The organism is Ruegeria sp. AH7 (assembly GCF_056541325.1).
This window is the reverse complement of record NZ_JBQFYF010000003.1, coordinates 397,340-421,849: the sequence shown is the minus strand read 5'-3', so window position 1 is coordinate 421,849 and position 24,510 is coordinate 397,340. Positions and strand designations below refer to the sequence as shown.

Sequence of the window (24,510 nt, the reverse complement as noted above, 5' to 3'; positions counted from 1 at the left end):
TTTCACGTGAAACATTCAGGTTTTGATGTCGTCGTTATCGGCGCGGGGCACGCGGGAACGGAAGCTGCCCATGCGGCTGCACGAATGGGTGCGTCGACCGCGCTCGTGACTCTGTCAGCAACCGATATCGGTGTGATGTCCTGTAACCCTGCGATTGGCGGCCTGGGTAAAGGTCATCTGGTGCGAGAGATAGATGCGCTGGATGGGGTCATGGGTCGCGTTGCAGATCGCGCAGGTATTCAGTTTCGACTGCTTAACCGCCGCAAAGGCCCAGCCGTTCAAGGACCGAGAACGCAAGCTGACCGAGCATTGTATCGCGCAGCGATGCAAGCGGAAACGGATCAGCAAGAGAATTTAACCGTTCTGGTTGGGGAGGTTGTCGATTTCAAAATGGAGGGGGACCGCGTTGCAGGCGTAATCCTTGGTGACGGATCGGGGGTTTCAGCACGCGCGGTAATTCTAACGTCGGGCACTTTTTTGCGTGGCGTGATTCATATCGGCGATGTATCGCGACCGGGTGGTCGTATGGGAGATCGACCATCTACGAAGCTGGCTCAGAGATTGGACAGCTACGAGCTGCCCATTGGCAGGCTGAAAACTGGCACACCACCCAGGCTTGATGGACGGACGATCGATTGGTCGGATTTGGAAAGGCAAGATGGAGATGATGAACCAACGTTGTTCTCGTTCTTATCGGCATCTGTAGTCGCGCCCCAAATCTCATGCGGCATCACCCATACGAATGCCCACACACATGAGATTATTGAGAATAATCTCAGCAAGTCGGCAATGTATGGAGGGCATATCGATGGTGTTGGTCCAAGATACTGCCCATCCATTGAGGATAAAATTGTTCGGTTTGCTGACAAAGCCTCACACCAGATTTTCTTAGAGCCTGAAGGTGTAAATGATCACACCATCTATCCCAATGGCATCTCGACCTCATTGCCGCAGGATGTTCAGCAGGATTATGTTAGGTCCATCAAAGGGCTTGAGCAGGCCGAAATTCTGCAACCTGGGTATGCAATTGAATATGACTATGTGGACCCCAGAATCCTGACTGCCTCGCTGTCGCTTGCTTCAGTGCCAGGCCTATATCTTGCGGGTCAGATAAATGGAACCACAGGATATGAGGAAGCGGCAGCCCAAGGTATGGTCACTGGCCTGAATGCCGCGCTAGAGGTGCAGGGGCAAGAACCTGTGCATTTCACTCGAGCGGATAGCTACATTGGGGTTATGATCGATGATCTAACGACCCGGGGTGTTGCTGAACCTTATCGTATGTTCACCTCAAGGGCTGAGTTCAGATTGTCACTGAGGGCGGATAACGCGGATCAACGCTTGACACCGGTCGGGGTGCAGCTCGGCTGCGTTGGTGAAAACAGGCGCACGCTTTTTGAAAGTAAGATGGCGAAGCTGGAGAGTGCAAAAGCGATACTTACTGATCGCACCTACACTCCGAAAGAGATCAAAGCCGCCGGCATCAACGTAAATCAGGATGGAAACCGCCGTGACGGCCTTGCGATTCTGGCGTTTCCAGATGTGTCTTTTGAAGACATAGTCCCCTTAATCCCCGATCTGCATGATACCGCACCGGAAATTCGCCGGCAAATCTCGCGGGACGCGCTCTACGCCAACTACATAGCTCGGCAGCAGCGTGATGTGGAGGCGATGAAGCGTGATGAAGCTTACGTAATCCCGCAGAGTTTTGACTATAGTACGCTCGATGGACTGTCTGCAGAGATGAAGCAGAAGTTATCTGCCGCGCGCCCAGCCAACATCGCACAAGCCAGCCGGGTTGAAGGTGTGACACCAGCGGCGCTGACACTTGTGCTGGCAAGGCTTCGTCGTGACGAGAGGCTGCGGCAGGCATGACGTCTGAATTTCCGGAGTTCAACGCACTAGATGTTTCACGTGAAACACTCGATCGCCTCACAACTTATGTCGAGCTGGTCAAGCGTTGGAACCCCAAGATCAATTTGGTTTCCCGCAAGAGCCTGGAGGATATCTGGAACCGGCACGTCCTGGACTCAGTGCAAGTGTTCCGTTGCGCGAAGTCCTTTCGAACATGGGTCGATCTTGGAAGCGGGGGCGGGTTTCCAGGAATGGTCTGCGCTATTATGGCCGCGGACGAGGCATCACAGGCGCGTTTTCAGTTTGTCGAAAGCGATCAGCGCAAATCGGCCTTTCTGCGCAATGTGGCGCGAGAATGCGGTGTTCATTGTGAGGTGATCTCAAAGCGGATCGAGGCAGTTGACCCGCTGGGCGTGGATATCCTATCGGCTCGGGCCTTGGCTGATCTCAAGACGCTTTTGTCATTTTGTGACAGGCACTTAAGCGAATCCGGCCTAGCCTTGTTGCCGAAAGGCGCAAATTGGAAAAAAGAGATGGACGAGGCGCGCGAGGAATGGAAATTCGACGCGGAGCCGATTACAAGTTTAACTGAACCTCAGGCCGTTATCCTTAAGATCAAAGGAGTATCACGTGGTTGATCTGTCTCGTCCTTCCGGGCCCCGGATAATCGCGGTTGCCAATCAGAAGGGTGGCGTTGGAAAGACCACGACGGCAATAAACCTTGCGGCTGGGCTCGCCGAGGCTGGATGCCGAGTTTTGGTCGTTGATCTTGATCCGCAGGGGAATGCATCGACAGGGCTGGGCGTTGAAGACCGGGATTGGACGACTTACGATCTAATTCTTGACGATGCACCGCTTGAGGCAGTTGTTCAGGAAACCGAGATCGGCGGTTTGTTCGTCATACCGGCCACGGTGGACCTAAGCTCGGCTGATATCGAGCTGATTTCAAATGAAAAACGCAGCTATTTGTTGCACGACGCCCTAAGACAGACGTCAATCGATGAATTTGATCTGGATTTTGTTCTGATTGATTGTCCGCCTTCGCTGAATTTGCTGACCGTAAACGCAATGGTTGCTGCACATTCGGTATTGGTTCCACTGCAAAGTGAATTTTTTGCATTGGAAGGCCTCTCGCAGCTTATGCTGACGATCAGAGAGGTTCGACAGACCGCGAATCCGGACCTTAGAATCGAAGGTGTTGTGTTGACCATGTATGACAACCGCAACAACTTGTCCCGCCAAGTCGAAAAAGACGCGCGTGACAATCTGGGTGAGATGGTTTTTAAGACCAAGATACCAAGAAATGTGCGGGTCAGTGAGGCACCATCTTTTGCGTTGCCGGTTCTGCAGTATGACTCGGGGTCGCTTGGGGCGATGGCCTATCGGCACCTGGCGCGCGAAGTCATGCACAAGAACAACAAAGTCGCCGCATAAGCGACAAGTCAGGAGGGCGACGTGAGCGCCAAGAAAACAAAATCAAGAGGCCTTGGGCGCGGTCTATCTGCGTTGATGGCGGATGTGACACAGGACGGAGATGGGCGCCCGCCGTCAGAGCCGCGCCGCCCGGACATGACCGTTCCGATTGAAAAGCTGAAGGCCAACCCCGATCAGCCGCGCCGCACATTTTTGCCCGAACAGCTGAACGAGCTTGCGGCCTCTGTCAAAGAAAAGGGCATCATCCAGCCTTTGATTGTGCGGTCGATTGGAGACGGGGCATATGAGATTGTTGCGGGCGAACGCCGCTGGCGTGCGGCGCAAATGGCGCAACTACATGATATTCCAGTCATAATTCGTGATTTTGATGATACCGAAGTGCTGGAAGTAGCGATTATCGAAAATATCCAACGCGCTGATCTGAATGCGGTTGAAGAGGCTGCTGGATATAAGCAGTTGATGGACCGATTTGGTCATACGCAGGAAAAAATGGCCGAGGCTTTAGGCAAAAGCCGCAGCCATATCGCAAACCTGTTGCGCCTTTTGTCTTTGCCAATGGATGTTCAGGCACTGGTGATCGAAGGCAAGCTGTCAGCTGGCCACGCGCGGGCGCTTATTATGGCAGAAAATGCGTCTGAATTGGCAAAACTTGTTGTCAAAGATGGCTTGTCGGTTCGGGCGACCGAGGCGCTGGTGAAAAAGCAACAGCAAGGGGATGCTCCCCGGACAGCGCCTCAGTCCCGCAACTTGAATGCAGGTAAGGATGCGGATACGCGCGCGCTGGAAAAGGATCTTTCGGCCATTCTGGCAATGAAAGTGGTGATCAACCACAAGCCGGGCACTGAAAGCGGTCAAGTCGTTCTGACCTATGAAAACCTGGATCAGCTCGACGATCTCTGCGCGAAACTTAGCCGTTAGGGCGCGTCCAGATAAAGGTCAGCACAGCGCTCAGGACGATGGCTTGAATGATCAGGACATAGGGTAGGACGGATAGAATTAAAGAAATGCCAAAGACGGCGGCGACTGAAACAGTTGCCGCTTTTTTTGCAGCTGGACGAATAGCGCCGGAGCGCTGCCAATCTTCGATCATCGGCCCGAACAGCCGATGCGTCAGAAGCCAGTTGTGGAGGCGGGATGAGGATTTGGCAAAGAAAAATGCCGCCAGCAGAAGAAACGGAACCGTGGGTAATAGAGGAAGAACAACGCCGATCATGGCCAGTGCAACGCAGAGTAATCCGAATGTGGCCCAAACATACCGCATGTACCTAGCTCAATAGCTCTCGGATGACCGCATTTAGAACGGCGCGCCCGTCTTTGGTTGCTGACACACGGTTTCCGTGTTGTGAGATCATGCCGATCTGCGTCAAGTGATCCAGTTTGGATTGCTCCAGCGGCTTTCCGGCTAACGCACTATATCGATCTATATCTAGTCCTTCTGAAACACGAAGACCCATCATAAGGTATTCATTTGCTTGATCTTGCAGGGGTAAGGCGGTGCGGCTTTTCTCTCCTGACCCGTTTTGTGCCGCGATCAGCCATCCGTTTGGCGACAGATAAGTTTCGGTCGCTAGTTTCTGCCCGGAAACGGTGATCCTGCCATGTGCGCCAGGACCAATCCCGACATAGTCGCCATATCGCCAATAGATCAGGTTGTGTTGCGACTCGGCGCCAGGTTTTGCGTGGTTTGATACTTCGTAGGCGGGCAGGCCATATGCGTCGCAAATCTCCTGAGTGGTAAGATACATATCCGCGGCGCTGTCATCTTCGGGTAGGCCCCGCAGCTTGCCGACAGCGTATCGGTCGCCAAAGGCAGTGCCGTCTTCGATCGTCAGCTGATACAGAGACATGTGGTCAACAGCCATCGACAGTGCCTCGGTCAGTTCGGCTTTCCAAGCGCCCAAGGTTTGATGTTGCCGGGCATAGATAAGGTCAAAACTGACGCGGTCAAAGCAAGTGCGAGCGATATCGAACGCGGCGCGTGCCTCGGCGACTGTGTGAATGCGGCCCAATCGGCGCAAATCTTCGTCGTTCAGTGCCTGAACTCCCATGGATATCCGATTCACCCCAGCGTCGCCATAAGCTGCAAACCGGCCCGCCTCAACAGAGCCTGGGTTGGCTTCGAGCGTGATCTCCATGTCGTTGGCAGGGCGCCAGAGAGTGCGGGCTTCGTCGATCACGGCGTCGACGGTGTCAGGGGCCATCAGTGAGGGCGTGCCGCCACCGAAGAAGATTGTGTTCAGCACCCGATCAGGCGTTTCGGCGGCTGAACGCTTTAGCTCGCTAAGATAGCTCTCAAGCCACTGTTTTTGATCGATTTCACGGGAAACATGACTGTTGAAGTCGCAATAGGGGCATTTGGCCTCGCAAAAGGGCCAATGCACATACAGGCCAAAGCCCCCGTTGCGCCAATCATCCGCCAAAGCAGCCTTTCACGAACATTTCCACCGCGCGGCCGCGGTGGCTGATCTTATTCTTTTCCCAGCGATCCATTTCCGCAAAAGTAATGTCGTGGCCTTCAGGGACAAACATTGGGTCATACCCAAACCCGTCCTTGCCACGGATTGGCCAGGTCAGATGGCCGGGGGCGACGCCTTCGAACACTTCATCATGCCCGTCGGGCCAGGCCAGAACCAGCGTGCAACGGAACTGAGCCAGGCGGGGATGCGCGGCGTTTTTGGCTTCCAGCTCGCTATGCGCGCGGGTCATCGCCATCAGGAAATCGCGGCCATTGCTGGTTTCAGCCCAATCGGCGGTATAGACTCCGGGCGCTCCGTTCAGCGCATCGATGGTGATCCCGGAATCGTCCGACAGGGCAGGCAGACCGGTAGCTTTTGCGGCGGCATGGGCCTTGATCCGAGCGTTGCCGACAAAAGTGTCTTCGGTCTCTTCCGGCTCAGGTAACTCCATCTCAGCCGCACCAACCACGGTCACGCCAAAGGGCTCAAGCAGATGTGCCATCTCCTCGAGCTTGCCCTTGTTGTGGGTTGCGACCAATAGCCTGTCCCCGTCGAACTTACGGGTCATGCGGTAGCGGCTTTCTGAGTTGCGGACAGTTCAGCCACGCCTTTTTCGGCCAGATCCATCAGTTGGTCCATCTGGGTGCGACTGAAGACAGACCCTTCTGCACTCATCTGCACTTCGATCAGTTTGCCGGATCCAGTCATGATAAAGTTACCATCAACGCCCGCCTCGCTGTCTTCCGGATAATCCAGATCCAGTACAGGTTGGCCTGCATAGATACCACAAGACACGGCAGCGACGGGATCGACCAGCGGATCGCTGATCACATCGCCCGCCTTCATCAGCTTGTTCACCGCCAGACGCAGCGCAACCCAACCACCGGTGATCGAGGCGCAGCGGGTGCCGCCATCGGCCTGAATCACGTCGCAATCAACGGTGATCTGGCGCTCGCCCAGGGCAACACGATCCACGCCGGCGCGCAGAGCGCGGCCAATCAGGCGTTGAATTTCAACAGTACGCCCGCCTTGCTTGCCCGATGCCGCCTCGCGTCGCATCCGCGTATTCGTCGCGCGGGGCAGCATGCCGTATTCGGCAGTGACCCAACCCAGGCCCGAGCCTTTAATAAAGGGCGGCACGCGATCCTCGATCGTGGCGGTGCACAGCACATGGGTGTCACCCATCTTGATCAGGCAGGACCCTTCGGCATGTTTGGTGAAACCTGTTTCAATGGAAACAGCGCGCATTTCGTCTAGATTACGTCCTGAGGGTCGCATGGGAATTCCTTTGTTTGCTGGATTGGGGATACCGCCGTGCAGCGTTACGATGCAACCCCGATTGACCTTTCTTGTGCCTGCTATTTAATGGCTGTCCAGCAAGGGTGCGCGGATGAGCGAAGCGAGCAAAATTCTGAGTGAGATGAACGACCGGTCGCGTGAGGTCTTCCGGCTGATCGTCGAAAGCTATCTGGACAGCGGTGAGCCAGTAGGCAGTCGCACCCTGACACGCACCCTTTCGGAAAAAGTCAGCGCGGCGACCGTGCGGAATGTGATGCAGGATCTGGAGTTTCTGGGCCTGTTGGACAGTCCCCACGTCAGCGCGGGACGCATTCCAACGCAGCAAGGGCTGCGGATGTTTGTGGACGGGCTGCTGGAAGTGGGTGATCTGGGCGCGGATGACCGTCAGAAACTGGATGAGACTTTAGGCTCTAACGCTGGCGATGTCGGCGGGATGCTGGATCGTGTGGGCTCTGCATTGTCACACGTGACACATGGAGCGTCACTGGTTTTGACGCCCAAACATGAATCCGAGATCAAGCATATCGAGTTTGTCTCACTTGCTCATGATCGCGCGCTGGTGGTTCTGGTTTTTGCCGATGGTCACGTGGAAAACCGGCTTTTCACGCCGCCGCCAGGACAGACGCCAAGCTCAATGCGGGAGGCGGCGAATTTCCTGAATGCGCTGATTGAGGGACGTACGCTCAGCGAAGTACGACGGCAGATGCAAAGCCAGATCGATGCGCGCAGGCAAGAAATTGACGTTCTGGCCCGCGCGATGGTCGAAAGCGGAATAGCGGCCTGGGATGGTGACGGGACTGACTCGGCCCGTTTGATCGTGCGCGGGCGGGCGAATCTGTTGGGTGAATCTGGTCAGGAAGAAGAGCTAGAGCGTATTCGGTCCTTGTTTGACGATCTGGAGCGCAAGCGCGACATCGCGGAATTCCTTGAATTGGCCGAAGAAGGCGAAGGTGTGCGCATTTTTATTGGCTCTGAGAACAAACTTTTCTCACTTTCGGGTTCCTCTTTGGTGGTGTCTCCATATATGAACGCTGATCGTAAGATAATTGGTGCGGTTGGGGTCATCGGGCCCACACGTCTGAACTATGGACGGATCGTGCCGATCGTGGATTATACGGCGCAACTGGTCGGCAAGCTGATATCCGACCGGAGCTAGAGGGTAAGAGATGGCAGAGCCCAAGAACGAAGATTTTCTGGACGATATCGCAACGGCCGAAGCGGAAGAGCTGGCTGAGGAACTAATGGATATCAGCGAAGAGGCGTTGGAAGTCGACGCGCTGCGCGCCGAGCGGGACGATTACAAAGACAAGTTCATGCGCGCGTTGGCGGATGCAGAGAATGCGCGCAAGCGTGGCGACAAAGCGCGTCGAGACGCAGAACAGTATGGCGGATCAAAGCTGGCCCGCGACATGCTGCCGGTTTACGACAACATGAAGCGCGCGCTTGAGGCCGCGACCGATGAGCAGAAAGAGGTTGCTGGCCCCCTGTTGGAAGGTGTTGAACTGACCATGCGGGCGCTGAAAGATGTTTTTCAGAAGCATGGGATTGAGGTGATCACGCCTGAAGTTGGTGATCGGTTCGATCCTAATGTGCATGAGGCGATGTTTGAAGCGCCAGTACCGGGAACACGCGCGGGGGACATCATTCAGGTTTCGGCTGAAGGGTTCATGTTGCACGACCGCTTGCTGCGCCCGGCGCAGGTTGGCGTGTCGTCGACACCTGCGAGCTGATTGGCCTCTGCGAGGCCAAGCCTCCGGCGAAGGTATTTTTGAACAGAAGAAGGGGCGGTCAGGATTTGGCCGCCTCTTTCAGCTTGTAGATCAGGTCGAGTGCTTCGCGAGGGGTCAGCTCGTCGGGCAGGATGTCGTTCAGCATGTCCGCGACCGGTGAGGCTCTCGGTGCAGGCGGCGGTGGTGGAGCGGCAGAGAAGAGCGGAAGGTCGTCGATCAGGGATTTTTGTTTACCGCCCTCACGCTCTGTTTTTTCCAGTTGATCCAATACGATGCGGGCACGTTCAACAACTGAGGCAGGCAGACCCGCCAGTTGGGCGACCTGTACACCATAGGACCGGTCGGCGGCGCCCTTGTGAACCTCGTGCAGGAAGATGACCTCACCTTCCCATTCCTTCACGGTGACGGTGGCGTTGTCGACTCCCTTGAGCTTTCCGGCAAGCGCAGTGAGTTCGTGGTAATGCGTGGCAAACAAGGCGCGGCATTGGTTGGCGGCATGCAGGTGTTCTAGCGTGGCCCAAGCGATGGACAGGCCGTCATAGGTGGCGGTCCCGCGGCCGATTTCATCCAGAATGACCAGGGCGCGATCATCGGCCTGATTCAGAATAGCAGCGGTTTCGACCATCTCGACCATAAAGGTCGAGCGGCCTCGGGCCAGATCGTCTGACGCTCCGACGCGGCTGAAAAGCTGGCTGACAAGGCCGATATGTGCTTGTTCCGCTGGGACGTAGCTGCCCATTTGGGCCAGTAGGGCGATCAGGGCGTTCTGGCGGAGGAAGGTTGATTTACCGGCCATGTTGGGACCGGTCAGCAACCAGATGGCAGCCCCGTCTTCGGCGCTGAGGTCGCAGTCATTGGCGACGAAGGCGTCGCCGCTTTGCTGGCGCAGCGCGTGTTCGACCACCGGGTGGCGTCCGCCCTGAACCTCAAAGGCGCGCGAAGTGTCGACCTGTGGGCGGCACCAGTTATCACCACGCGCAAGATCGGCAAGGGCTGTGGTCAGGTCGAGTTCGGCCAGCCCTCGGGCGGCCTGGTTGATACGGGCGGCGAGGGCCAGAATCTCGTCAGAAAGTCTTTTATAGAGCCGCTTTTCGATCTCAAGCGCCAAGATTCCAGCATTCAAGATACGGGTTTCGATTTCCGAGAGTTCGACGGTCGTGAACCGCACCTGATTGGCGGTGGTTTGGCGATGGATATAGGTCTCGGAGAACGGCAGGTTTAGCATCTTCTCGGCATGCGTAGCCGTGGTTTCGATGAAATAGCCCAACACGTTGTTATGCTTGATCTTCAGCGAGGTAATGCCCGTGTGTTCCGCATATTTCTGCTGAAACCCGGCGATGACTGATCGGCCTTCGTCGCGCAGGGTGCGCGCTTCGTCCAGTTCGGGGTCAAAGCCGGGGGCGATGAAACCTCCGTCGCGGGCCAGCAGGGGTGGTTCAGCCACCAAAGCCTCATCCAGCAGGTTCAGAAGGTCGTCAAAACCAACGAGGTTTTGCAAGGCGGTTGCTAGCAGGACCGGCAGATCCTGCCCTTCGCAGATGTCGGCAATTGCGGCGGCTTGGGTCAGGCCGTTGCGGATGGCGGCCAGATCGCGAGGCCCGCCACGTTCAAGCGACAGGCGAGACAGGGCGCGGTCCAGATCGGGGGTTTTGCGCAGGGCCTCGCGCAGATCCGAGGCGATCAGGCTGTCTTCGGCGGCAAAGCTGACAGCGTCGAGACGGGCATGGATCACATCCAAATTGCGAGACGGGCTTGAGAGGCGCTGTTCCAGCAACCGTGCCCCGCCCGGCGTGACTGTGCGGTCAACCACCGACAACAACGATCCGGCGCGACCGCCCGACAGAGACCGGGTCAGCTCCAGATTGCGCCGCGTTGCGGCATCGATCTGTACCACGCGGTCTTCGGATTCCTTCAAGGGTGTTTGCAGGAGGGGCAGTTTGCCCTTCTGCGTGATCTCAAGATAGTCGATCAAGGCACCCATGGCCGAAATCTCCGCCCGGCCAAAGGACCCGAACGCCTCCAGCGCGCCCACATGAAACAACCCGCAGATGCGTTTTTCCGCTGCGGTACTGTCGAAACTGGCCCGCCCGACAGGCGTCAGCGAAATCCCAAGGTCGCGGACGGTTTCGTTCAGCGATTGCTCCATCCCGCCGGCAACGATCAGCTCGGAAGGGGCGAGTCGGGCCAGCTCGGGGCTGAGGCGCACGGAGGTCAAAGGCATCACGTGAAACGCGCCGGTCGAGATATCGGCCCAAGCCAGTGCGGCCTCATCCCGGACCTCAGTATAAGTGGCCAGAAAGTTGTGGCGGCGGGCTTCCAAAAGGGCGTCTTCGGTCAGCGTGCCGGGCGTCACCAGACGCACGACATCGCGTTTTACCACCGATTTAGAGCCTCTTTTTTTCGCTTCGGCCGGGCTTTCCATTTGTTCGCAGACGGCCACGCGGAACCCTTTGCGGATCAGGGTCAGCAAATAGCCTTCGGCTGCATGAACCGGGACACCGCACATCGGGATGTCGTCGCCATTGTGTTTGCCGCGCTTGGTCAGGGCGATGTCCAGCGCTTCGGCGGCGTTGACGGCGTCCTCGAAGAACATCTCATAGAAATCGCCCATGCGGTAGAACAACAACGCATCGGAATGGGCCTCTTTGATCTGAAGATACTGCGCCATCATTGGCGTGACTGTGGACAAAAGTGGTCCCCTTCTGGCGTGTTCCGGACGCGACCTTACAAACCCCGCATCTTCTGTAAAAGCCGAAAACTCATTCCCGTTGAGGCGCGCGCCTGCCTGCGCTATGAGGCATGAGCCCCGAAGTCATGGAAACGACGTTCAAAATGCCCAAAGCGAAGATCACCAAAGAAGAGGCGCTGGCCTTTCACCTGGACCCAACCCCCGGCAAGTGGGAGGTGCAGGCCACCGTCCCCATGACTACGCAGCGCGATCTATCGCTGGCCTATAGCCCCGGCGTCGCTGTTCCATGTGAAGCCATCGCCGAGGCACCTGAGACCGCGTATGACTATACCAATAAGGGCAACCTGGTTGCTGTGATCTCAAACGGAACAGCTGTGCTGGGCCTGGGTAACCTTGGTGCACTGGGCTCGAAGCCGGTGATGGAAGGGAAATCGGTTCTCTTCAAACGCTTTGCTGATGTGAACTCGATCGATATCGAGTTGGACACCGAAGATCCGGATGAGTTCTGCCGCGCGGTGCGGTTGATGGGGCCGACCTTTGGCGGCATCAATCTGGAAGATATCAAGGCGCCCGAGTGTTTCATCATCGAACAGCGCCTGAAGGAAGAGATGGACATCCCGGTCTTCCATGACGACCAGCATGGTACGGCGGTGATCTGCGCAGCGGGTCTGATCAACGCGCTGCATATTTCGGGCAAGAAGATCGAAGACGTTAAGATTGTTCTGAACGGTGCGGGCGCGGCGGGGATTGCCTGTATCGAACTGCTCAAGTCGATGGGCGCGCGGCATGAGAACTGCATCGTCTGTGACACAAAGGGCGTGATCTATCAGGGCCGGACCGAGGGGATGAACCAGTGGAAATCGGCCCATGCGATCTCGACTGATCTGCGGTCGCTGGAAGACGCTATGAAGGGTGCGGATGTGTTCCTGGGCGTTTCGGTCAAGGGCGCCGTGACGCAGGATATGGTTGCCAGCATGGCTGATAACCCGGTGATTTTCGCGATGGCGAACCCCGACCCTGAGATCACACCGGAAGAGGCGCATGAGGTCCGCGTTGACGCGATCGTCGCGACCGGGCGCAGCGATTATCCCAATCAGGTCAATAACGTTCTGGGCTTCCCCTACCTGTTCCGCGGTGCGCTGGATATCCACGCGCGTGCCATCAATGACGAGATGAAGATCGCCTGCGCCCATGCGCTGGCCCGTCTGGCGCGCGAGGATGTACCGGACGAGGTTGCCATGGCCTATGGCAAGTCGCTGACCTTTGGCCGCGATTACATCATCCCGACGCCGTTTGACCCGCGCCTGATCCACCGTATCCCACCCGCCGTGGCGAAGGCTGGTATGGACACAGGCGCGGCCCGCCGTCCGATCATCGACATGGACGCTTATGAGCTGAGCCTCAAGTCCCGCATGGACCCGACCGCCAGCATCCTGCGCGGCCTGAACGCCCGTGCCCGCCAGGCACAAAGCCGGATGATCTTTGCCGAAGGCGACGATCCACGCGTGCTGCGCGCAGCCGTGATGTATCAGCGTTCTGGCTTCGGCAAGGCGATGGTGGTTGGTCGCCAAGACGATGTGAAGCAAAAGCTGGAAGCAGCTGGACTGGGCGATGCGGTGCGCGAGCTTGAGGTCGTGAACGCGGCCAACACGACGCATTTGGACAGCTACAAAGACTTCCTCTATCAACGTCTTCAACGTAAAGGCTTTGATCACAAGGATATTCATCGTCTGGCGGCGCGGGACCGGCACGTGTTTTCATCGCTTATGCTGGCCCATGGACATGGTGACGGTCTGGTCACTGGCGCGACCCGAAAATCGGCACATGTGCTGGATCGCATAAACCACGTGTTTGATGCTGACGCCCAACACGGCGCTGCGGGTGTAACCGCGCTGTTGCACAAGGGGCGGATTGTGCTGATCGGCGACACACTGGTCCATGAATGGCCGGACGAAAACGATCTGGCCAATATCGCCGAGCGCGCCGCAGCCGTGGCCCGCCACATGGGGATAGAGCCTCGGGTGGCTTTTGTCAGTTTCTCAACCTTTGGCTACCCGGTCTCGGAACGGGCTGAGAAAATGCACGTGGCCCCCGCAGTGCTTGATCAACGCGGCGTGGATTTCGAATACGAAGGTGAAATGACCGTCGATGTCGCGCTGAATGTGGACCAGCAGGAGGCGTATCCGTTTCAGCGCCTCACCGGCCCGGCCAACATTCTGATCGTGCCCGCGCGCCATTCGGCCAGCATTTCAACCAAGTTGATGCAGGAAATGGGCGGGGCCACCGTGATTGGCCCGATCTTGTCCGGCATAGGTAAGCAAATTCAGATTTGTTCGACGGTTTCAACGGCCAACGATATCCTGAACATGGCCATTCTGGCCTCGTGTGAGATAGGGTAAGCGATGACAATCTGGAACCTCGGCTCGATCAACGCGGATATGGTCTATGCCTTGCCGCATCTGCCTGCGCCGGGGGAAACTCTGGCGGCAAGCGGGCTCGAGAAGTTTCTGGGTGGCAAGGGTGCCAATATGTCGGTGGCTGCCGCGCGGGCGGGATCACACGTCAGCCATATCGGAGCGGTTGGCGCCGATGGGCGCTGGGCACAAGAGCGGTTGACGGAATATGGCGTCGACACGCGGTTCATAGCTGAGGTCAGCAGCCCCACGGGCCATGCTATCATTGCGGTCGATGCGCAGGGTGAGAACCTGATCATTCTGTATCCGGGCGCCAATCACGCGCTTGAAGATGGACAGATCGGGCAGGCGCTTGCGTCTGCCAACACCGGCGATCTGCTTGTTTTTCAGAATGAAACCAACGCACAGGTCGAGGCCGCCCGCATGGCGCGCGAGCTTGGTCTGACCGTTTGCTATGCAGCTGCCCCGTTCGAGGCCGAGGCGGTTCAGGCCGTGCTGCCCTATCTGGATTTCCTGATCCTGAATGAGGTTGAAGCTGAACAGTTGAAACAGGAAACAGGTCTAAGTGCGGCCGAACTGCCTGTACGACATGTGATCGTGACGCTTGGGTCCAAGGGCGCGCGGTATCTACAGCAAGGCTGCGATCCGGTCGATTTTGCTGCGCATAAGGTGCAGGCCGTGGATACAACCGGGGCAGGCGATACTTTCACCGGCTACGTGCTGGCGGGAATGGATCGGGGTATGCCGATGGAACAGGCAATTCTGCAAGCCAACCGCGCCGCTGCCTTGATGGTGACACGGCACGGCACGGCGGATGTTATTCCGGACCTGCGGGAGGTGCGCGACGCGCAGTTCGATTAGGACCCGGCAAACGGTGCATCTGTACCCCAAAGCTGTTTGACCCGCGCGTCCCGACCGCAGGCTTTGCGATAAGCCTTATAGGCGTTCTTTTGGCGCTTTGGCCCAAAGCGGGTGAACACAACCTTTTCGCCCTTATAGTAATCCTGATGATAGGCTTCGGCCGGATAAAAGGTGGTTTCCTGTAGAATGGGCGTCACAACGGTTTGGCCGAGCGCGGATTGGGCCTCAGCCTTTGCTTGCTCGGCTAAGGCTTTTTCGCCTGTGTTAGAGACGAAAATAGCTGTGCGATAGCTGTCACCCCGGTCGCAGAACTGTCCGCCTGCATCGGTGGGATCAACAGAACGGAAGAACATGTCCAGCAAGGTATCCCGAGAGACTTTGCTGGGATCAAAGGTGATCTGAACCGCCTCATAATGGCCGGTTTCGCCCTTGGTCACGTCCTTGTAGCTGGGGTTGGCGGTGGTGCCACCGGTATAACCGGACACCGCACCAATTACGCCGGGTACCGTTTCAAAATCGGATTCGACACACCAGAAACATCCGCCGGCGACCGTTAGCGTTTCGGTTTCTGCGGCAGAACCCGGCAGGGCGCGCAGTAGTGCCGCCAGCAAGATTAGCACAAAAAGTAAGGAGGGTTTTATACAATCGAGATAAGCAGTCCGGGTCATGGCAGGTCTCCTTCCGAGACCAAGCTGCCCGTAGATGCCTCGCCTTGCAATGCGCTGACATCGATTGTCACGCGCTGGTGAGACGATTTTATCGTCTATCCCAGCAGCTGCCCCAGCTTCATCGCAACGCCCATATTGCCCGAAATCTTGAGCTTGCCCATGGCCACGCCGGTCATCGGATTCAGCTTACCAGTCAGCAATTTGGTCAGGTTGTCCTGTGAAATCCGGATCGTGCAGTCGGTTTCCCGATCCAGCGTACTGGCCTGATTGTCGGCCAGCACGATGACACCCGCCTCGCCGCAATCGAACTTGAGCGAGCCATCAAAGCTTTTGCCGTTCAGCCCTTTTTGAATTCCGTCGGCGATATCTTGCAGCATTGAGCGTCCCTTCTTGGTTGACGCAGGCGTAAAGATATCCAGACCCAACAGGCAAGCCTGACCCTACGGGAAGCAGCATATAAAAAACCCGGCATCCAAAGGATTGCCGGGTTTCCAAATTGTTCTGGGACGGCTTACTTGCTAAGCCGCTTGTCGCGCGCTGCTAGCAGTTTCAGGCGCAGCGCGTTTAGCTGGATAAAGCCTGCCGCATCTTTTTGATCGTAGGCACCAGCGTCTTCCTCAAAGGTCACATGCGCCTCGGAATAGAGCGAATGATCCGACCAGCGGCCCACGGTCGAGGCCAGACCTTTGTACAGTTTCACCCGTACGGTTCCGGTGACATGTTCTTGCGATTTGTCGATGGCGGCCTGCAGCATTTCGCGCTCGGGTGAGTACCAGAAGCCGTTATAGATCAGTTCCGCATATTGCGGCATCAGCTGGTCTTTCAGATGCATTGCGCCGCGGTCCATGGTGATGGATTCGATACCACGATGTGCTTCCAGCAGGATGGTGCCGCCGGGCGTTTCATAAATACCGCGCGACTTCATGCCAACGAACCGGCCTTCGACCAGGTCCAGACGACCGATGCCGTGCTTGCCGCCATATTCGTTCAGCTTGGTCAGGATGGTGGCCGGGCTCATCGCCTCGCCATTGATGCTGACGGCGTCACCTTTTTCGAAACCGATCTCGATGAACTCGGGCTCATTCGGCGCGTCCTCGGGGTGGACGGTGCGCTGATAGACATAATCGGGCGCCATATCGGCGGGGTCTTCCAGTACCTTGCCCTCGGACGAGGTGTGCAGCAGGTTGGCATCGACCGAGAAGGGCGCCTCGCCCCGTTTGTCCTTGGCAATCGGGATCTGGTTCTGTTCGGCAAATTCCAGCAGCTTGGTGCGGCTGGACAGGTCCCATTCACGCCAAGGCGCAATAACCTTGATGTCGGGGTTGAGCGCGTAAGCCGCCAGTTCGAACCGCACCTGATCGTTGCCCTTGCCGGTTGCGCCGTGGGCAACGGCATCAGCACCGGTCGCCTCAGCAATCTCAACCAGACGTTTCGAGATCAGAGGCCGCGCGATCGAGGTGCCCAGCAGATACAGGCCTTCGTATTGAGCATTGGCGCGGAACATCGGGAAGACAAAGTCGCGGACGAATTCTTCGCGGATGTCTTCGATATAGATGTTTTCGGGCTTGATCCCCAGCAGCTCGGCCTTCTGACGAGCGGGTTCCAGCTCCTCGCCCTGACCCAGATCGGCGGTGAAGGTCACGACCTCACAACCATACTCGGTCTGCAGCCATTTCAGAATGATCGAGGTATCAAGGCCACCGGAATAGGCCAAAACAACTTTCTTGGGCGCGGACATCTGATTTCCCTTTGTGCGAAGAACGACTGGCCCCTAGCGGGTTTTGAACGCGGGGGCAAGTTGTGTGCGTTGACCATGCATGGGAATTGGGGTGAAACGGGCGGATAGAGAACAAGGATTGGTTGAGAGGGCAGAGTTTTGGATTTGAGTTGGAAGATTTTTGCGCACGCAGTTGTAATGGTTCTCGGAAACGTGACAGCGGTCATTCGGATATTTTGGGCACCTGCCGCGCTTAGCATCGCGGTGATAGGATCGTTTCTCTATTTGTCCGGTATGAGCGACTACCTAGTTTGGGGCAAGACCGTAACTATTCCAAAAGAAAACATTCCTTCTTTCTTTTTTGTATGGTTCTTTTTGATCTGGATTCTGACAGCCATCATAAGCGCTTGGGGTGTTACCACCTGGCACCGATATATCTTGCTGGAAGAGTTTACCTCGGGCTTCATTCCCCGGTTTGATATCAAGCTAGCAGTTGGTTACGTCCTGAGACTGTTTCTGTTGGGAATCATTTTCTTGGCAATTGCTATTCCGACTGGTTTCGTGCTTATGAACGTCGCCCAAGTCATTTGGCCCGTTGCGTTGGCGGGCTTGGTTTTTGTGTTGGTTTTGGTTGGCGTCGCTTTCCTGAGATGGTCGCTTGTTTTGCCCTCATTTGCTGTCGATAAAGCGATGGGCCTGTCAGAGGGTTGGAACGCTTGGAGCCGAATCCACAACCCGGGGAGGACCGCTTTGGGGCTGATTTTCTTCTACGTGATGTTTCAACTGATTGTGAGCTTTGCAATCAACTTGCTTCAGTTCATTCCGCCCATTCACGGTATTCTGTCACTTGCCTTTCAAGTCTTCTTGGCGATTCTGAACATTAGTATCCTAACGACGGTTTATGGCTACGTTGTGGAAAAGCGCGAGCTCACCTGACCCCTCGTACACATATGTATTCCTTGCCCTTTTAGTCGGGATAGGCCACTGAAACGGTCATGACTGACTTCATGACCCGCGCCCGAACCGCCGAACAGGCGATGCGTACCGTGTTCCCTGCAACGCCGTTGCAGCGAAACGCGCATTTGTCCGACCGTTATGGTGCGGATATTTGGCTGAAGCGCGAAGACCTCAGCCCGGTGCGGTCCTACAAGATTCGTGGCGCGTTTAATGCGATGCGCAAACAGCAGGGGCAGGACCTGTTCGTTTGCGCCAGCGCGGGCAACCACGCGCAGGGCGTGGCCTATATGTGCAAGCATCTGGGCGTGAAGGGCGTGATCTTCATGCCGGTGACGACCCCGCAGCAAAAAATCCAAAAAACCCGCATCTTTGGTGGTGACAATATCGAGGTTCACCTGACCGGGGACTATTTCGACGACACTCTGGCCGCGGCGCAGGCGTGGTGCGCGGCGCAGGGCGGGCATTTTCTGTCGCCCTTCGACGATGAGGACGTGATCGAAGGTCAGGCCTCCTTGGCGGTCGAGATCGAAGAACAGTTGGGTCAGGTGCCTGACCATGTGCTGCTGCCTGTGGGTGGCGGCGGTATGTCCGCTGGTGTGGCGACCTGGTTCGGGGGTCGCACCCATTGCCTGTTTGTTGAACCCAAGGGCGGCGCCTGTCTGCATGAGGCGATGGCGGCGGGGCATCCGACGGCGTTGGATCACGTGGACAACTTCGTCGATGGCGCAGCGGTTGGAAAGATTGGGGCCAAGCCATTCGAACTCTTGAAATCGCGGCATTTGTCAGATGTGCTGGTTCTATCCGAAGACCGCATTTGTACTACCATGATCGAGATGCTGAATGTCGAGGGCATCGTGCTGGAACCCGCTGGCGCCTTGGCAATCGAAGCGATTGCAGATGTGCAAAGCTTTATTCGCGGCAAAACTGTTGTTTGCGTGACATCGGGCGGCAATTTCGATTTCGAACGCCTGCCCGAGGTCAAGGAGCGCGCGCAGCGCTATTCCGGGGTCAAGAAATACTTCATTTTGCGCCTGCCGCAGCGCCCTGGCGCGTTGAAAGAGTTCCTGAACATCCTAGGCCCCGAGGATGACATTGCCCGGTTTGAATACATGAAGAAATCCGCGCGCAACTTCGGGTCAGTCCTGATCGGGATCGAAACCCGCAAGCCCGAGAATTTTGCGCGCCTGTTTGCGCATCTGGATGAGGCCGGGTTTACCTATACCGACATCACCGAAGATGAGACGCTGGCACAGTTCGTGATTTAGGTCAGATTGCTAGGTAATTCGGCCTGAAACACAGATTTGGATGCGTCATAAGCGGCCAGGATTTCGGCTAAATCAACCTCCGCCGCTTGCCCGGCGGCAGCCCGGCGTTCGCCATCCTGACAGAGTTTCGAGAACTGATTGAAGCCCAAGCTCATGGCGCTGCCTTTGAGGAAATGCAGGTTCTGTTCCAACTCAAGTCGTTCGGTATCGGCATGCAGGCGCGCGATCACTTCCTGCACCTCGTCCAGAAAGATTTCGATGACCTCATCAATTTCATCTGCGCCGACCTCGTCCCGCAATTGTCTGACTCGCGGCCAGTGGATCATCGTCATCCTCCTGAATCGGAATAAGGGTGATCTTTGCTAACGCATGTCCGGTAAATGTGCGGTTAAGGCCAAAGACCATAGCGCCTTCACGGGATGTTAAACCCCAGCGCGATAGGTTTGCCGCGTCCCTGAAGAAGGAAGCCTGGGGTTAAAGGGTGTCAGCACTAAGTCTTGAACAAACCGGTTCTGAACTGGATTTCGGTGCGATCCGAAAGGTGCTGGTCGTGGATGACAGCCGCCTGCAAAGGCGCATTCTGGTGGCCTCGCTCAAGAAATGGGGATTTGAGGTGCTTGAGGCAGACAACGGTGAAAAGGCCCTGGAGCTTTGCGCTGAATTTGCACCTGATCTCGTGCTCAGCGATTGGGTGATGCCAGGCATGAGCGGACTGGAGTTCTGCCGTGATTTTCGCGCGCTCGATTCTGAACACTACAGCTATTTCATCCTTCTGACATCGAAAAGCGAAAAGCAGGAAGTCGCGCGTGGGCTGGATGCCGGGGCGGATGATTTTCTAATCAAGCCGCTAGAGGCAGATGAATTGCGGGCCCGTATTTCTGCTGGCGCACGCATATTGGATATGCAGAGAGAGCTTTCGGATAAGAACCGACTGATCGAATCTGCACTCGACGAACTGAAGCTAGCCCATGATGCGATCGACAAAGACCTGAAACAGGCCCGCAAGATACAGGAATCACTGGTCCCGGAATTGACGCGAGAGTTCGGTGTTTCCCGGGTCAGTCTGTTGTTGAAGCCCTGCGGTCACATTGGCGGCGATCTGGTGGGCATGTTCTCGCCCGGTCCGAACCGATTGGGATTCTACAGTATCGATGTCTCGGGCCATGGGATCACGTCAGCGATGATGACCGCGCGACTAGGTGGCTATCTGTCCAGCCAGCATTTCGATCAGAATGTGGCGCTGGAAAAGCGGATGAACAAGTTCTATGCGCTGTTGCCACCGCAGCAAGTGGCCGAAACGCTCAATTCACGTTTGATGGTGGACACCGGGATCGAGGAATACTTCACCATGGTCTACGCCATTGTCGATCTGCGCAGCGGGCATATGAAAATGGTGCAGGCCGGACATCCGCACCCGTTGCTGCTGCGGCAGGATGGCAGCACCGAATATCTTGGTGATGGCGGCCTTCCTATAGGATTGATCCCAGACGCGAGTTTTCAGCAGGTTGAAACAACGCTGAATCCAGGTGACCGGCTTTTGCTGCACTCTGATGGTTTCACGGAATGTCACCTGGCAGAAGGCGGGCTGCTGGAGGAGGAGGGGCTGCGTGAAATGGCGTTGGACTGTGCGTCTGGCCAGGGTGGATCAGAATTTCTGGATGATATGTTCTGGCGGCTGACCCAGCGCATGCCGCCCAACGAAGGCATGGGAGACGACGTTTCGGCGGTATTTTTTGAATATAACGGGCACTAAAGACCGTTCAGGTGCAGGGCTGCAAAGTGGCGGTCGCCGTCATTTCCCAACAGTTCAACCGCATCCGCGCTGTGCATCCAAAGCGCCTCGTGAAAGGCTTCGGTCGGCGGGCCCAATTGCAGGACAGGGCGGGCGCGGTAAATCAGGCAGACCTTCTCGGCCCATAAATCGTATTCGGGCATATAGGTGAAGCGGCGAAACGCGCCGACGCGTTCCGGCGTGGCGATGCGCCATCCGGTTTCCTCATAAACCTCACGATGCAGCGCGGTAATGGGCGATTCGCCGGGATCAATACCACCGCCCGGCAGTTGCAGATCGGGGCCCGGTTCGGTCTGACAGGTCAAAAGCAGGTGCTTTTCGCGTGGAAGCAACGCATAAGCGCCTACCCTGCGCGTATAGGATCGCCCGGGTTCAGGGCTTTCACCAAACCGTCTGATCATGTATGGCCCCTTACAACCCAAACTCTGTGACCTATATGGTGCCGGTATGCCAACCTGTGGCGTGTAAGGAAACCCCATGTCTCTTGGAACAAAAATCGCGTGGGACGATACCGTCCTGCCCTTTCAACTTGATGTGTCGGACATGCGTGGCCGCGTCGCCCGCCTGGACGGGGTGCTGGATGGCATCCTGAAGCAGCATGACTATCCCGAACAGGTCGAGGCGCTGGTGGCCGAGATGGCTTTGCTGACAGCATTGATTGGCCAGACCGTTTCGTTGCGTTGGAAGCTGTCGTTACAGGTTCAATCCAAGGGCGCGGTGCGCATGATAGCAACCGATTATTATGCGCCCACTGTCGAAGGTGAACCGGCGCGTATCCGCGCCTATGCCAGCTTTGACCGGGATCGACTGACTAACAGCGCCCCATTTGATCAGGTGGGCGAAGGGTATTTCGCGATCATGATCGATCAGGGCGAAGGCACGCAGCCTTATCAGGGCATTACTCCGTTGGACGGAGCGTCGATCAGCGCCTCGGCCGAGGCATACTTCGCCCAGTCCGAACAGCTGCCGACCCGCTTCTCGCTGAGCTTCGGCAAATCGACCGAACCTGAAGTGGGTGAGCATTGGCGCGCCGGTGGGATCATGTTGCAGCACATGCCCAAAGCTTCGCCTTTTGCGGCCTCGGGTGAGGGGACGGGTGAAATCCTCACCGCCAACGATCTGGTCGACGGCGAAGAAGGTGAAAACTGGGGCCGGGTCAACATCCTTCTGGATACCGTTGATGATCTGGAACTGATCGGCCCATCTATCGCGCCGACTGATCTGTTGATCCGCCTGTTTCACGAGGAAAGCCCACGCGTCTATGACGCGCAGATGGTACAGTTTGGCTGCACCTGTTCGGAAGAACGCGTACGTCAAAGCTTATCGATCTATTCGGCTAGGGACATTGAAAAGATGACGACGCCCGAAGGCAAGGTTACTGCCGATTGTCAGTTTTGCGGGGCGCATTATGTGCTGGATCCCGCGACGGTTGGTTTTGATGCGGAAGACGCCAGCGGTGCATGATCCGACGGATCAGATCGCCGCGGCGTTGCATCGTCCGGGCCATGGGTCCAGTGATTTTGATCTGAACCCTGAAACTGTACTTCCCCCCGGGCGCAAATTGCGTCCGGCCGGGGTTCTAGTGTCGATCTCAGTTTCCGGGGATGTGCCGCGTTTGATCCTGACTAAACGGTCATCGGCTTTGAAACACCATCCCGGCCAGATCGCCTTTCCCGGGGGCAAACAGGATGAAGGTGATGCGGATATCACCGCCGCCGCCCTGCGCGAAGCGCATGAGGAAATTGGCCTGCATCCAGAGTTGCCCGAAGTGATCGGCTTTCTACCCAGCCATGAAACCGTGACCTCGTTCGCTGTTACCCCGGTTGTGGCCATCATCCGCCAGAGTTTTGATCCAGTGCCCGAGCCGGGCGAAGTGGATGAGGTTTTCTCGGTTCCACTTGCACATCTGCTAAAGCCCGAGAATTATGTGATCGAGTCGCGCCGGTGGCGTGGCCAGCGGCGGAAATATTTCGCCGTTCCCTATGGTCCTTATTATATCTGGGGCGCGACGGCTCGTATATTGCGCGGGCTTGCAGCACGGGTAAGTGAATGAAGCAGATCAGCGCGCCTTGGGTTTCGGACCCGGCGACTCAGGCGGTTTGTGAAGCCCTCACCACAGGCGGGGCGCAGGCTCTGTTCGTGGGCGGATGCGTGCGCAACGCCCTGCTGGGCGCGCCCGTTTCGGATATTGATATTGCCACGGATGCGCATCCCGAACGGGTGATGGAACTGGCTCAAAAGGCTGGCCTTAAGGCGATTCCGACGGGGTTGGAACACGGCACGATTACCATCGTTTGCGATCATACCCCACATGAAGTCACGACCTTTCGACGCGATGTGGAAACCGATGGCCGCCGTGCGGTTGTTGCCTTTGCCGACACCGTTGAAGAAGACGCCGCGCGCCGCGATTTCACAATGAACGCGATCTACGCGCAGCCCGACGGCACGGTGCTGGACCCGCTGTCAGGCTTGCCTGACCTTCAGGCGCGGCGCGTGCGGTTTATTGGAACGGCCGAAAACCGCATCCGCGAGGACTATCTGCGCTCGCTGCGCTATTTCCGGTTTCACGCCTGGTATGGCGACGCCGATGCCGGATTTGACGCCGATGCGCTCGCTGCGATTGCGTCCAATCTGGATGGGCTGACAACGCTATCCCGTGAACGGGTCGGGGCCGAGCTGATCAAGCTGTTGGGCGCGCCAGACCCTGCGCCCTCGGTGGCTGCGATGCGTAGTGCAGGTGTCTTGGCTCATCTGTTGCCCGGCGCAGATGACCGTGCCTTGGCCCCGCTGATAGCCATAGAACAGGCAGCCGGCGCAGAACCTGATCCGGTGCGCAGGCTGGCCGCGATCGCCACACCCGAGGATGCCGCGACACTGCGCTTGAGCCGGGCGCAACTGCAACGCATGACCCGAATGCGCGAGGAGGCGCAGGCCTCAACCAGCATCGAAGAGTTGGGCTATCGCTACGGCGACGACGGAGGCCTGCACGAAACCTTGCTGCGCTGTGCCTTCTTCGAACACCCCTGGTCCGAGGACTTACGCCAAGCTCTCCATCACGGTGCAGCAGCGCGTTTTCCGATCAGTGCCGCCGACCTGATCCCTGACTTTACCGGCCCCGCGCTGGGCAAGAAGCTGACCGAGCTTGAGGCGCGTTGGATCGCGTCTGACTTCACTCTGACCCGCGAGGAATTGCTGGCCAGTTGAAGTGAAGTCTCAAAAAGGGATGACAAACGATTTTGTTTGTGGTTACGTGCGGCAGACTCATGGATGGAGGAATGCGAATGTATTACGGGATCTGGTTCGGCTAAAGCCAGGGCACTTTCCCCGTAAAGGGTGGTGTTCAGGCGCCATTCTTCTTCGCATGTCTGTATTTC

The 24,510-nt window shown here is 57.0% G+C and carries 24 protein-coding genes; 14 read left to right on the top strand and 10 right to left on the bottom strand.

All coding sequences use genetic code 11. The features are described 5' to 3' along the window. Positions 1-6 precede the first annotated feature (6 nt). Genes mnmG through ACR0JX_RS10295 form a run of 4 tightly spaced genes read left to right on the top strand, consistent with a single transcriptional unit; the run spans position 7 to position 4,206 of the window. Entirely contained in the window at positions 7-1,875 is a 1,869-nt protein-coding gene (gene mnmG, locus ACR0JX_RS10310) for a tRNA uridine-5-carboxymethylaminomethyl(34) synthesis enzyme MnmG (protein ID WP_480543711.1), read from the top strand. After that, positions 1,872-2,492, top strand: coding sequence for a 16S rRNA (guanine(527)-N(7))-methyltransferase RsmG (gene rsmG / locus ACR0JX_RS10305; RefSeq protein WP_480543710.1), 621 nt, complete (start codon positions 1,872-1,874; stop codon positions 2,490-2,492). The genes mnmG and rsmG overlap by 4 nt, the downstream gene beginning before the upstream one ends. Beyond that, positions 2,485-3,288: a ParA family protein gene (locus ACR0JX_RS10300; protein WP_353008488.1), complete on the top strand. Its 804-nt coding sequence runs from the start codon at positions 2,485-2,487 to the stop codon at positions 3,286-3,288. Before rsmG ends, ACR0JX_RS10300 begins: the two co-directional genes overlap by 8 nt. 21 nt (positions 3,289-3,309) lie before the next feature. Then, complete coding sequence (locus ACR0JX_RS10295; protein ID WP_480543709.1) at positions 3,310-4,206, top strand: ParB/RepB/Spo0J family partition protein; 897 nt, start codon at positions 3,310-3,312, stop codon at positions 4,204-4,206. Here the strand turns inward: ACR0JX_RS10295 and ACR0JX_RS10290 are convergent. Genes ACR0JX_RS10290 through rph form a run of 4 tightly spaced genes read right to left on the bottom strand, consistent with a single transcriptional unit; the run spans position 4,196 to position 7,022 of the window. Beyond that, positions 4,196-4,549 (bottom strand): YbaN family protein, encoded by a 354-nt coding sequence (locus ACR0JX_RS10290; protein ID WP_480543708.1) that lies wholly within the window; start codon positions 4,547-4,549, stop codon positions 4,196-4,198. The two genes, ACR0JX_RS10295 and ACR0JX_RS10290, sit on opposite strands and share 11 nt — an antisense overlap. A gap of 4 nt (positions 4,550-4,553) precedes the next feature. After that, the gene (hemW, locus tag ACR0JX_RS10285) at positions 4,554-5,708 is read right to left on the bottom strand and encodes a radical SAM family heme chaperone HemW (RefSeq protein ID WP_480543707.1); all 1,155 of its coding nucleotides are present in this window, start codon (positions 5,706-5,708) and stop codon (positions 4,554-4,556) included. Then, positions 5,698-6,312 (bottom strand): RdgB/HAM1 family non-canonical purine NTP pyrophosphatase, encoded by a 615-nt coding sequence (rdgB, locus tag ACR0JX_RS10280; protein WP_480543706.1) that lies wholly within the window; start codon positions 6,310-6,312, stop codon positions 5,698-5,700. Before rdgB ends, hemW begins: the two co-directional genes overlap by 11 nt. Continuing rightward, the gene (gene rph, locus ACR0JX_RS10275; RefSeq protein WP_480543705.1) at positions 6,309-7,022 is read right to left on the bottom strand and encodes a ribonuclease PH; all 714 of its coding nucleotides are present in this window, start codon (positions 7,020-7,022) and stop codon (positions 6,309-6,311) included. Before rph ends, rdgB begins: the two co-directional genes overlap by 4 nt. Before the next feature lie 112 nt (positions 7,023-7,134). Here rph and hrcA point away from each other — a divergent pair, with 112 nt between their 5' ends. Next, on the top strand, positions 7,135-8,199 hold the full coding sequence (gene hrcA / locus ACR0JX_RS10270; protein WP_170534251.1) for a heat-inducible transcriptional repressor HrcA: 1,065 nt from the start codon (positions 7,135-7,137) through the stop codon (positions 8,197-8,199). A gap of 10 nt (positions 8,200-8,209) precedes the next feature. After that, positions 8,210-8,773 carry a nucleotide exchange factor GrpE gene (locus ACR0JX_RS10265; RefSeq protein WP_170534249.1) on the top strand — a complete coding sequence of 188 codons (564 nt, stop codon included), beginning with the start codon at positions 8,210-8,212 and terminating at the stop codon, positions 8,771-8,773. A gap of 58 nt (positions 8,774-8,831) precedes the next feature. Here ACR0JX_RS10265 and mutS read toward each other — a convergent pair whose 3' ends face one another. Then, a complete protein-coding gene (gene mutS, locus ACR0JX_RS10260; RefSeq protein ID WP_480543758.1) occupies positions 8,832-11,444 on the bottom strand; it encodes a DNA mismatch repair protein MutS in 2,613 nt (870 codons plus the stop codon). 161 nt (positions 11,445-11,605) lie between these two features. On the opposite strand from mutS, the gene ACR0JX_RS10255 reads away from it, so the two are divergent. Continuing rightward, entirely contained in the window at positions 11,606-13,861 is a 2,256-nt protein-coding gene (locus ACR0JX_RS10255; protein WP_480543757.1) for an NADP-dependent malic enzyme, read from the top strand. A 3-nt stretch (positions 13,862-13,864) separates the two neighbouring features. After that, positions 13,865-14,737 carry a ribokinase gene (locus ACR0JX_RS10250; RefSeq protein WP_480543704.1) on the top strand — a complete coding sequence of 291 codons (873 nt, stop codon included), beginning with the start codon at positions 13,865-13,867 and terminating at the stop codon, positions 14,735-14,737. On the opposite strand, the gene msrA is transcribed toward ACR0JX_RS10250, so the two are convergent. The 3 genes from msrA to ACR0JX_RS10235 all read right to left on the bottom strand — a co-directional run bounded on the left by msrA (position 14,734) and on the right by ACR0JX_RS10235 (position 17,143). Next, entirely contained in the window at positions 14,734-15,405 is a 672-nt protein-coding gene (gene msrA / locus ACR0JX_RS10245; protein WP_480543703.1) for a peptide-methionine (S)-S-oxide reductase MsrA, read from the bottom strand. The two genes, ACR0JX_RS10250 and msrA, sit on opposite strands and share 4 nt — an antisense overlap. A 95-nt stretch (positions 15,406-15,500) precedes the next feature. Continuing rightward, positions 15,501-15,782, bottom strand: a complete 282-nt coding sequence (locus ACR0JX_RS10240; RefSeq protein ID WP_480543702.1) for an SCP2 sterol-binding domain-containing protein — start codon at positions 15,780-15,782, stop codon at positions 15,501-15,503. A gap of 134 nt (positions 15,783-15,916) precedes the next feature. After that, the gene (locus ACR0JX_RS10235) at positions 15,917-17,143 is read right to left on the bottom strand and encodes an argininosuccinate synthase (protein ID WP_170534242.1); all 1,227 of its coding nucleotides are present in this window, start codon (positions 17,141-17,143) and stop codon (positions 15,917-15,919) included. Positions 17,144-17,287: 144 nt separating this feature from the next. On the opposite strand from ACR0JX_RS10235, the gene ACR0JX_RS10230 reads away from it, so the two are divergent. Together ACR0JX_RS10230 and ilvA are read left to right on the top strand one after the other, a co-directional pair. Next, on the top strand, positions 17,288-18,058 hold the full coding sequence (locus ACR0JX_RS10230) for a hypothetical protein (RefSeq protein ID WP_480543701.1): 771 nt from the start codon (positions 17,288-17,290) through the stop codon (positions 18,056-18,058). 59 nt (positions 18,059-18,117) lie between these two features. Then, positions 18,118-19,344 carry a threonine ammonia-lyase IlvA gene (gene ilvA / locus ACR0JX_RS10225; RefSeq protein WP_480543700.1) on the top strand — a complete coding sequence of 409 codons (1,227 nt, stop codon included), beginning with the start codon at positions 18,118-18,120 and terminating at the stop codon, positions 19,342-19,344. Here ilvA and ACR0JX_RS10220 read toward each other — a convergent pair. Then, a complete protein-coding gene (locus tag ACR0JX_RS10220) occupies positions 19,341-19,670 on the bottom strand; it encodes an Hpt domain-containing protein (protein WP_480543699.1) in 330 nt (109 codons plus the stop codon). The two genes, ilvA and ACR0JX_RS10220, sit on opposite strands and share 4 nt — an antisense overlap. 155 nt (positions 19,671-19,825) lie before the next feature. Between ACR0JX_RS10220 and ACR0JX_RS10215 the strand changes: the two genes are divergently transcribed. Continuing rightward, the gene (locus ACR0JX_RS10215; RefSeq protein ID WP_480543698.1) at positions 19,826-21,097 is read left to right on the top strand and encodes a PP2C family protein-serine/threonine phosphatase; all 1,272 of its coding nucleotides are present in this window, start codon (positions 19,826-19,828) and stop codon (positions 21,095-21,097) included. On the opposite strand, the gene ACR0JX_RS10210 is transcribed toward ACR0JX_RS10215, so the two are convergent. Further along, complete coding sequence (locus tag ACR0JX_RS10210; protein ID WP_480543696.1) at positions 21,094-21,537, bottom strand: NUDIX hydrolase; 444 nt, start codon at positions 21,535-21,537, stop codon at positions 21,094-21,096. The two genes, ACR0JX_RS10215 and ACR0JX_RS10210, sit on opposite strands and share 4 nt — an antisense overlap. Positions 21,538-21,613: 76 nt before the next feature. Here ACR0JX_RS10210 and hslO point away from each other — a divergent pair, with 76 nt between their 5' ends. The 3 genes from hslO to ACR0JX_RS10195 are packed head-to-tail and all read left to right on the top strand — an operon-like array spanning position 21,614 to position 24,340. Then, positions 21,614-22,600: an Hsp33 family molecular chaperone HslO gene (gene hslO, locus ACR0JX_RS10205; protein WP_480543694.1), complete on the top strand. Its 987-nt coding sequence runs from the start codon at positions 21,614-21,616 to the stop codon at positions 22,598-22,600. Continuing rightward, positions 22,575-23,189, top strand: a complete 615-nt coding sequence (locus ACR0JX_RS10200) for a CoA pyrophosphatase (RefSeq protein ID WP_480543692.1) — start codon at positions 22,575-22,577, stop codon at positions 23,187-23,189. Before hslO ends, ACR0JX_RS10200 begins: the two co-directional genes overlap by 26 nt. Then, positions 23,186-24,340: a CCA tRNA nucleotidyltransferase gene (locus ACR0JX_RS10195; RefSeq protein ID WP_480543690.1), complete on the top strand. Its 1,155-nt coding sequence runs from the start codon at positions 23,186-23,188 to the stop codon at positions 24,338-24,340. Before ACR0JX_RS10200 ends, ACR0JX_RS10195 begins: the two co-directional genes overlap by 4 nt. The last annotated feature ends 170 nt before the right edge of the window (positions 24,341-24,510 follow it).

Bases quoted from the DNA above. Each gene is read 5' to 3' on its own strand.
- ACR0JX_RS10220 (WP_480543699.1), bottom strand. From the start codon at position 19,670: ATGATCCACTGGCCGCGAGTCAGACAATTGCGGGACGAGGTCGGCGCA.
- ilvA (WP_480543700.1), top strand. From the start codon at position 18,118: ATGACTGACTTCATGACCCGCGCCCGAACCGCCGAACAGGCGATGCGT.
- msrA (WP_480543703.1), bottom strand. From the start codon at position 15,405: ATGACCCGGACTGCTTATCTCGATTGTATAAAACCCTCCTTACTTTTT.
- hrcA (WP_170534251.1), top strand. From the start codon at position 7,135: ATGAGCGAAGCGAGCAAAATTCTGAGTGAGATGAACGACCGGTCGCGT.
- hslO (WP_480543694.1), top strand. From the start codon at position 21,614: ATGTCTCTTGGAACAAAAATCGCGTGGGACGATACCGTCCTGCCCTTT.
- mutS (WP_480543758.1), bottom strand. From the start codon at position 11,444: ATGATGGCGCAGTATCTTCAGATCAAAGAGGCCCATTCCGATGCGTTG.
- ACR0JX_RS10210 (WP_480543696.1), bottom strand. From the start codon at position 21,537: ATGATCAGACGGTTTGGTGAAAGCCCTGAACCCGGGCGATCCTATACG.
- rph (WP_480543705.1), bottom strand. From the start codon at position 7,022: ATGCGACCCTCAGGACGTAATCTAGACGAAATGCGCGCTGTTTCCATT.
- rsmG (WP_480543710.1), top strand. From the start codon at position 1,872: ATGACGTCTGAATTTCCGGAGTTCAACGCACTAGATGTTTCACGTGAA.
- ACR0JX_RS10250 (WP_480543704.1), top strand. From the start codon at position 13,865: ATGACAATCTGGAACCTCGGCTCGATCAACGCGGATATGGTCTATGCC.
- ACR0JX_RS10290 (WP_480543708.1), bottom strand. From the start codon at position 4,549: ATGCGGTATGTTTGGGCCACATTCGGATTACTCTGCGTTGCACTGGCC.
- ACR0JX_RS10255 (WP_480543757.1), top strand. From the start codon at position 11,606: ATGCCCAAAGCGAAGATCACCAAAGAAGAGGCGCTGGCCTTTCACCTG.
- ACR0JX_RS10235 (WP_170534242.1), bottom strand. From the start codon at position 17,143: ATGTCCGCGCCCAAGAAAGTTGTTTTGGCCTATTCCGGTGGCCTTGAT.
- ACR0JX_RS10195 (WP_480543690.1), top strand. From the start codon at position 23,186: ATGAAGCAGATCAGCGCGCCTTGGGTTTCGGACCCGGCGACTCAGGCG.
- rdgB (WP_480543706.1), bottom strand. From the start codon at position 6,312: ATGACCCGTAAGTTCGACGGGGACAGGCTATTGGTCGCAACCCACAAC.
- ACR0JX_RS10240 (WP_480543702.1), bottom strand. From the start codon at position 15,782: ATGCTGCAAGATATCGCCGACGGAATTCAAAAAGGGCTGAACGGCAAA.
- ACR0JX_RS10200 (WP_480543692.1), top strand. From the start codon at position 22,575: ATGCGGAAGACGCCAGCGGTGCATGATCCGACGGATCAGATCGCCGCG.
- ACR0JX_RS10265 (WP_170534249.1), top strand. From the start codon at position 8,210: ATGGCAGAGCCCAAGAACGAAGATTTTCTGGACGATATCGCAACGGCC.